The sequence below is a fragment of the Mycobacterium sp. genome (assembly GCF_049647605.1).
GTDB lineage: Bacteria > Actinomycetota > Actinomycetes > Mycobacteriales > Mycobacteriaceae > Mycobacterium.
The window spans coordinates 1-5,676 of the sequence record NZ_JBARXZ010000071.1 but is presented as its reverse complement, the minus strand read 5'-3'; the positions used below and the strand labels follow the sequence as shown (position 1 = coordinate 5,676).

The following is a 5,676-nucleotide window of genomic DNA, read 5'->3' as shown; positions in this document are numbered from 1 at the left end:
GCGACTTCGAAGGCGTGCTCGAACTCGGTTACCAGGTTGGCTTCCCCTGGTCGCTGGGCGTCGGCATCAACTTCAGCTACACCACCCCGAACATCGCGTTCGACGGCCAGGACTACGGCTCCTTCGGTATCGGTGTCCCCACCGCCATCGACCTGATCCCGGCCGTCGTCACCCCGCCGCTGTTCCCCGGTGTGTCGATCAGCGCTGACCTGGGCAACGGCCCCGGCATCCAGGAAGTCGCCACCTTCTCCGTGGACGTCTCCGGCCCAGGCGGCGCAGTGGCGGTCTCCAACGCACACGGCACCGTGACCGGTGCCGCCGGTGGCGTGCTGCTGCGCCCCTACGCCCGGCTCATCTCCTCGGCCGGCGACAGCGTGACCACCTACGGCGCACCCTGGAACATGAACTAGACCGCGCGGCCAACAGACACAAAATCGCCCATTTCCAAGTGGAAATGGGCGATTTTGTGTCTGCTCGTGAGGCTAGGCGCTCTTGTCGCGACGCTCGGTCCGAGGCGGCTTACGCGGCACGATCGTCGGCAACACGTTGTCGTCGACCGTCTCCTTGGTGACAACCACCTTGGCGACATCATCGCGGCTCGGGATGTCATACATCACCGGCAACAGGACTTCTTCCATGATGGCGCGCAAACCACGGGCACCGGTACCACGGTGAATAGCCTGATCGGCAATGGCTTCGAGTGCGTCCGGAGTGAACTCCAGTTCCACACCGTCCATGTCGAACAACCGGGTGTACTGCTTGACCAGAGCATTCTTCGGCGTGGACAGAATCGACACCAGCGATTCCTTGTCCAGGTTGGTCACCGAAGCGACCACCGGCAGCCGGCCGATGAACTCCGGGATCAGACCGAACTTGATCAGGTCCTCCGGCATGACCTCGGCGAAGTGGTCCTGAGTATCGATCTCGGCCTTGCTGCGCACCTCGGCGCCAAAGCCGATCCCGCGCTTGCCCACCCGGTCGGAAACGATCTTCTCCAACCCGGCGAAAGCACCGGCGACGATGAACAACACGTTGGTGGTGTCGATCTGGATGAACTCCTGATGCGGATGCTTCCGGCCACCCTGCGGCGGAACCGAAGCCTGCGTGCCTTCCAGGATCTTCAACAGGGCCTGCTGCACACCTTCACCGGAGACATCGCGAGTGATCGACGGGTTCTCGCTCTTACGGGCGATCTTGTCGACCTCATCGATGTAGATGATGCCGGTCTCGGCACGCTTGACGTCATAGTCGGCGGCCTGGATGAGCTTCAACAGAATGTTCTCGACATCCTCACCGACATAACCCGCCTCCGTCAGCGCGGTGGCATCGGCAATGGCAAACGGCACATTCAGCATCTTGGCCAGTGTCTGCGCCAGATAGGTCTTACCGCAACCGGTGGGACCCAGCATCAGGATGTTGGACTTCGCCAGTTCGACGGACTCACCCGAACGCCCGTCGCGGTTGCTCTTCTCACCGGCCTGGATGCGCTTGTAGTGGTTGTAGACCGCCACCGCAAGCCTGCGCTTGGCAGTGTCCTGTCCAATGACGTAGCCCTCGAGGAAGTCCCGGATCTCGGCGGGCTTGGGCAGCTCGTCGAGTTTGACATCGTCCGCGTCTGCGAGTTCTTCTTCGATGATCTCGTTGCACAGATCAATGCACTCGTCGCAGATGTATACGCCCGGACCCGCGATGAGTTTCTTGACCTGCTTTTGGCTCTTCCCGCAGAACGAGCACTTCAGCAGGTCACCGCCGTCTCCGATGCGCGCCATGTTGCAGGGATCCCACTTCCTGTCCGCCGGTGAGTTCACCGGAATGTCGGGCTGTGTTTGTGCTGTTCCCGACGCTACCCGCTCGCGCGGGTGCTGGGCGACCGATAAAGCGAATAGCGTCGGTGGTATTCGCTTGTCGCAAGAACATATCGCCTGACTGCTGCTGTGGGGGCCGCAACGCGCTGCCGTGTCGCTGGCGTGTCGCCACGGTTACCCGACCGCGATCCGCCCGGCCCTCCCACAGCGTCGTGCCCGCAGATCACCGGGCCTGTGCGGACAACTTCCGGTACTCCAGAACGGTGTCGATGATGCCGTAGTCCTTGGCTTCCGCGGCGGTCAGGATCTTGTCGCGATCGGTGTCCTTGCGGATGACCGCGGCATCCTTGCCCGTGTGGCGCGCCAGCGTGGTGTCCATCAGAGTCCGCATACGCTCGATCTCCGCGGCCTGGATCTCCAGATCGGACACCTGACCCTGGATGGCACCGCCCACGGCGGGCTGGTGGATCAGGATGCGCGCGTTCGGCAACGCCAGCCGCTTGCCGGGAGTACCGGCCGCCAGCAACACCGCAGCCGCCGACGCCGCCTGCCCGAGGCAGACCGTCTGGATGTCGGCCCGCACGTACTGCATGGTGTCGTAGATCGCCATCAGCGAGGTGAACGAACCGCCGGGCGAGTTGATGTACATCGTGATGTCGCGGTCGGGATCAAGCGACTCCAGCACCAGCAGCTGAGCCATGATGTCGTTGGCCGACGCATCGTCCACCTGCACGCCGAGGAAGATGATGCGCTCCTCGAAGAGCTTGTTGTACGGGTTGGACTCCTTGACACCGAAGCTGGAGTGCTCGATGAACGACGGCAGGATGTAGCGCGACTGCGGCGCTGCCGCGGCACCGCCAACTTCGAACTGGCTCATGAGGCACTCCCGTTGAGGTGGGCGCGGGTGATGATGTGATCGACGAAGCCGTACTCGAGGGCTTCCTGAGCGGTGAACCAACGGTCACGATCGGCGTCGGCTTCGACCCGCTCCAGCGTCTGACCGGTGAACTCGGCGTTGAGCCGGTTCATTTCCTTCTTGGTCAACGCGTACTGCTCGGCCTGGATCGCGATATCGGCAGCGCTGCCGCCGATACCGGCCGACGGCTGGTGCATCATGATCCGCGCGTGCGGCAGGGCATATCGCTTGCCCTTGGTGCCGGCGGCCAGCAGGAACTCACCCATCGACGCGGCCATGCCCATGGCGTAGGTCGCCACGTCACACGGCGCGAGCACCATCGTGTCGTAGATCGCCATGCCCGCGCTGACCGAGCCGCCCGGCGAGTTGATGTAGAGGTTGATGTCCTTGGTGGGGTCCTCTGCTGCCAGCAGCAGAATCTGCGCGCACAGCCGGTTGGCGATGTCGTCGTCCACCTGGGTGCCCAGGAAGATGATCCGCTCGGCCAGCAACCGCTCGTAGACCGAGTCGGTGAGGTTCAGGCCCATGGACCCGGAACGCATGTCAGTCACGACGGGATACCTGCTTTCTCGTGTTCATACTCAAACGACCCTAACGAACCGTCGTGCACGTGCACTCCCCAAGACGCGCGCTTTCGCTCTGGGCGTCACGCGCGCCCGGTCAGCCCAGGTGGGCTCTACTTGGTGTCACCCGACGGCTCGACCGAAACCTCGGCCTGCTCATCGGCCTCGTCGTCGGTGTCAGCGGTCTCCTCGGCATCGGCGGCGTCAGCGTCGTCCGCACCGGGCGAACCGAAGAACTCCGCGGTGTCGATGACGTTGCCGTCGGTGTCGGTGATGGTGGCGGCCTCGACAACAGCCGCCACGGTCAGGCCGCGACGGACATCGGCGAACATGGCCGGCAGCTGATTGTTCTGCTGCAGCATCTGCAGCAGCTGCTGCGGCTCGACACCGTACTGCCGCGACATCAGGACCAGCCGCTCGGTGAGGTCGTTCTGGCCGACCTGGATGTCGAGGTCGTCGGCGATGGCATCCATCAACAGCTGGGTCTTGACGGCCTTCTCCGCGTTGGCACGCGCGTCGGCGTCGAACTCCTCGCGTGAGCTGCCCTGCGCGACGAGCTGCTCGGCGAAGCGCTCCTCGTTGTGGTCGAGTCCGTGGATCGCCTGGTGAACGGTCTCGTCGACCTGGCCCTGCACGATCTGCTCCGGCAATGCCACCTCGACCTGCTCGAGCAAGGTCTCCAGTGTCTTGTCCCGGATGCTCTCGGCCTGCTGGATCCGCTTGAAGCGCTCAACCTGCTCGGACAGGTTGGCCTTGAGCTCGTCGATGGTGTCGAACTCACTGGCCAGCTGGGCGAACTCGTCGTCGGCCTCGGGCAGCTCACGTTCCTTGACCGTCACGACAGTCACGGTGACCTCGGCGTCTTCGCCGCCATGCTCACCTGCGGCCAGCTTGGTGGTGAAGACCTTGGTCTCCCCCGCCTTCAGCCCGATGATCGCCTCGTCCAGGCCCTCGATGAGCTGTCCGGAACCGATCTCGTGGGACAGGCCCTCGGTCTTGGCGTCCGGGACGTCCTCGCCGTCGACGGTGGCCGACAGGTCGATCGAGACAAAATCGCCCTCTTGGGCGGCGCGCTCGACACCGGTCAGGGTGCCGAACCGGGCACGCAGCGTCTGCAGTTCCTTGTCGATGTCCTCATCGGTGATCTCGATCGCATCCACCGACACCGTCAGCGCACTCAGGTCGGGCAGGGTGATCTCGGGGCGCACATCCACCTCGGCGGTGAACACCAGCTCCTGGCCGTCCTCGATCTTGGTGACCTCGATCTCGGGCTGGCCCAGCGGCTTCACGTCGGTGGTCGACACGGCCTGGCTGTAGCGCGCCGGCAGCGCGTCATTGACGACCTGCTCCAGCACCGCGCCGCGCCCGACACGAGCTTCGAGCAGCTTGCGGGGGGCCTTGCCGGGGCGGAAGCCGGGCAGCCGAACCTGCTTGGCGAGCTGCTTGAAAGCGCGATCGAAATCGGGTTCGAGCTCGTCGAATGGCACCTCCGTGGTGATCCGCACCCGGGTGGGGCTCAACTGCTCGACGGTGCTTTTCACAGGTACTCCTCGATGTACTTCGCTCTGGAACGTCGCTGGTCACGATGTTGTTCGGTCAGTGGTCGTGCTGGTCGGGGTGACAGGATTTGAACCTGCGGCCTTCCGCTCCCAAAGCGGATGCGCTACCAAGCTGCGCTACACCCCGGTACCTGCCTCAGCCCACCGGCGCGGTGCGCGCCGGCGTTCATCACAAGCCCACGGCATCCTACGGCCTGCGCGGACACCACATGACACAGGCCATTCCGACGGTGGTGGGGCGTCAATTGGATTTGAGCTCCACCGGGCCGGTACAGTCTGGTTCGAGCAATGCACGCGGGCGTAGCTCAATGGTAGAGCCCTAGTCTTCCAAACTAGCTACGCGGGTTCGATTCCCGTCGCCCGCTCCACACGAACCCGCCCTGATCAGGGCGGGTTCGCTCGTTTGTGCCCTGTTTCGGAGCTTCGGTGTGGCATCGGCATCCGCTTGCCCGGAAAAAGACCGCGGGTGGCCCGTCGACGACGAACCACCCGCGGAACCGCGCTCAGTGAGCGCGCACACTCCCTGGCCGACTACAGCACGTCGACGAACTCACCACCGGTCGTGATGCTGGTGTCGGTGACCGACGCCACCGAAAGCTGGGACACCGGACGAGGGTGTGGGGTGACACCCGGCTTGCCGGGCGCTCCCCTGTCACCGACCTGACCCCAGTTGCCGGGATTTCCCCGCAGCCCCACCGCCCCGCGGTAGTTCCAGTACCCGCCGCTGGCACCACCACCGGCACCACCGGCGCCACCGGCACCGTAGGCACCCGCAGAGCCGCCGGCACCACCGGCGCCGCCGTCACCACCACGGCCGACAGTGCCGTTACCGC

Annotated in this window: 5 protein-coding genes, 2 tRNA genes and 1 pseudogene; 2 read left to right on the top strand and 6 right to left on the bottom strand. The window is 64.5% G+C overall.

Features of this window, described 5'->3' with window-relative positions; genetic code table 11:
- A partial coding sequence (locus WBB07_RS09055; protein ID WP_526306804.1) for an MspA family porin occupies positions 1-410 on the top strand: 410 nt, incomplete at its 5' end.
- A gap of 72 nt (positions 411-482) precedes the next feature.
- On the opposite strand, the gene clpX is transcribed toward WBB07_RS09055, so the two are convergent.
- The 5 genes from clpX to WBB07_RS09030 all read right to left on the bottom strand — a co-directional run bounded on the left by clpX (position 483) and on the right by WBB07_RS09030 (position 4,970).
- Positions 483-1,769: an ATP-dependent Clp protease ATP-binding subunit ClpX gene (gene clpX / locus WBB07_RS09050; protein ID WP_526306803.1), complete on the bottom strand. Its 1,287-nt coding sequence runs from the start codon at positions 1,767-1,769 to the stop codon at positions 483-485.
- A 259-nt stretch (positions 1,770-2,028) separates the two neighbouring features.
- Positions 2,029-2,682: an ATP-dependent CLP protease proteolytic subunit ClpP2 gene (gene clpP2 / locus WBB07_RS09045; RefSeq protein WP_526306801.1), complete on the bottom strand. Its 654-nt coding sequence runs from the start codon at positions 2,680-2,682 to the stop codon at positions 2,029-2,031.
- A complete protein-coding gene (locus tag WBB07_RS09040) occupies positions 2,679-3,263 on the bottom strand; it encodes a ClpP family protease (RefSeq protein ID WP_526306806.1) in 585 nt (194 codons plus the stop codon). Before WBB07_RS09040 ends, clpP2 begins: the two co-directional genes overlap by 4 nt.
- Before the next feature lie 134 nt (positions 3,264-3,397).
- Complete coding sequence (gene tig / locus WBB07_RS09035; protein ID WP_526306799.1) at positions 3,398-4,825, bottom strand: trigger factor; 1,428 nt, start codon at positions 4,823-4,825, stop codon at positions 3,398-3,400.
- A 68-nt stretch (positions 4,826-4,893) separates the two neighbouring features.
- A tRNA-Pro gene (locus tag WBB07_RS09030) sits at positions 4,894-4,970 on the bottom strand.
- A gap of 167 nt (positions 4,971-5,137) precedes the next feature.
- Here WBB07_RS09030 and WBB07_RS09025 point away from each other — a divergent pair.
- Positions 5,138-5,211: transfer RNA gene (locus WBB07_RS09025), tRNA-Gly, on the top strand.
- Between the two features lie 163 nt (positions 5,212-5,374).
- Here the strand turns inward: WBB07_RS09025 and WBB07_RS09020 are convergent.
- Positions 5,375-5,676, bottom strand: a pseudogene (locus WBB07_RS09020) (hypothetical protein); the annotation flags it as partial.

Excerpts from the sequence above, each read along its gene's own strand:
- WBB07_RS09040 (WP_526306806.1), bottom strand. The coding sequence starts at position 3,263 with ATGCGTTCCGGGTCCATGGGCCTGAACCTCACCGACTCGGTCTACGAG.
- clpX (WP_526306803.1), bottom strand. The coding sequence starts at position 1,769 with ATGGCGCGCATCGGAGACGGCGGTGACCTGCTGAAGTGCTCGTTCTGC.
- clpP2 (WP_526306801.1), bottom strand. The coding sequence starts at position 2,682 with ATGAGCCAGTTCGAAGTTGGCGGTGCCGCGGCAGCGCCGCAGTCGCGC.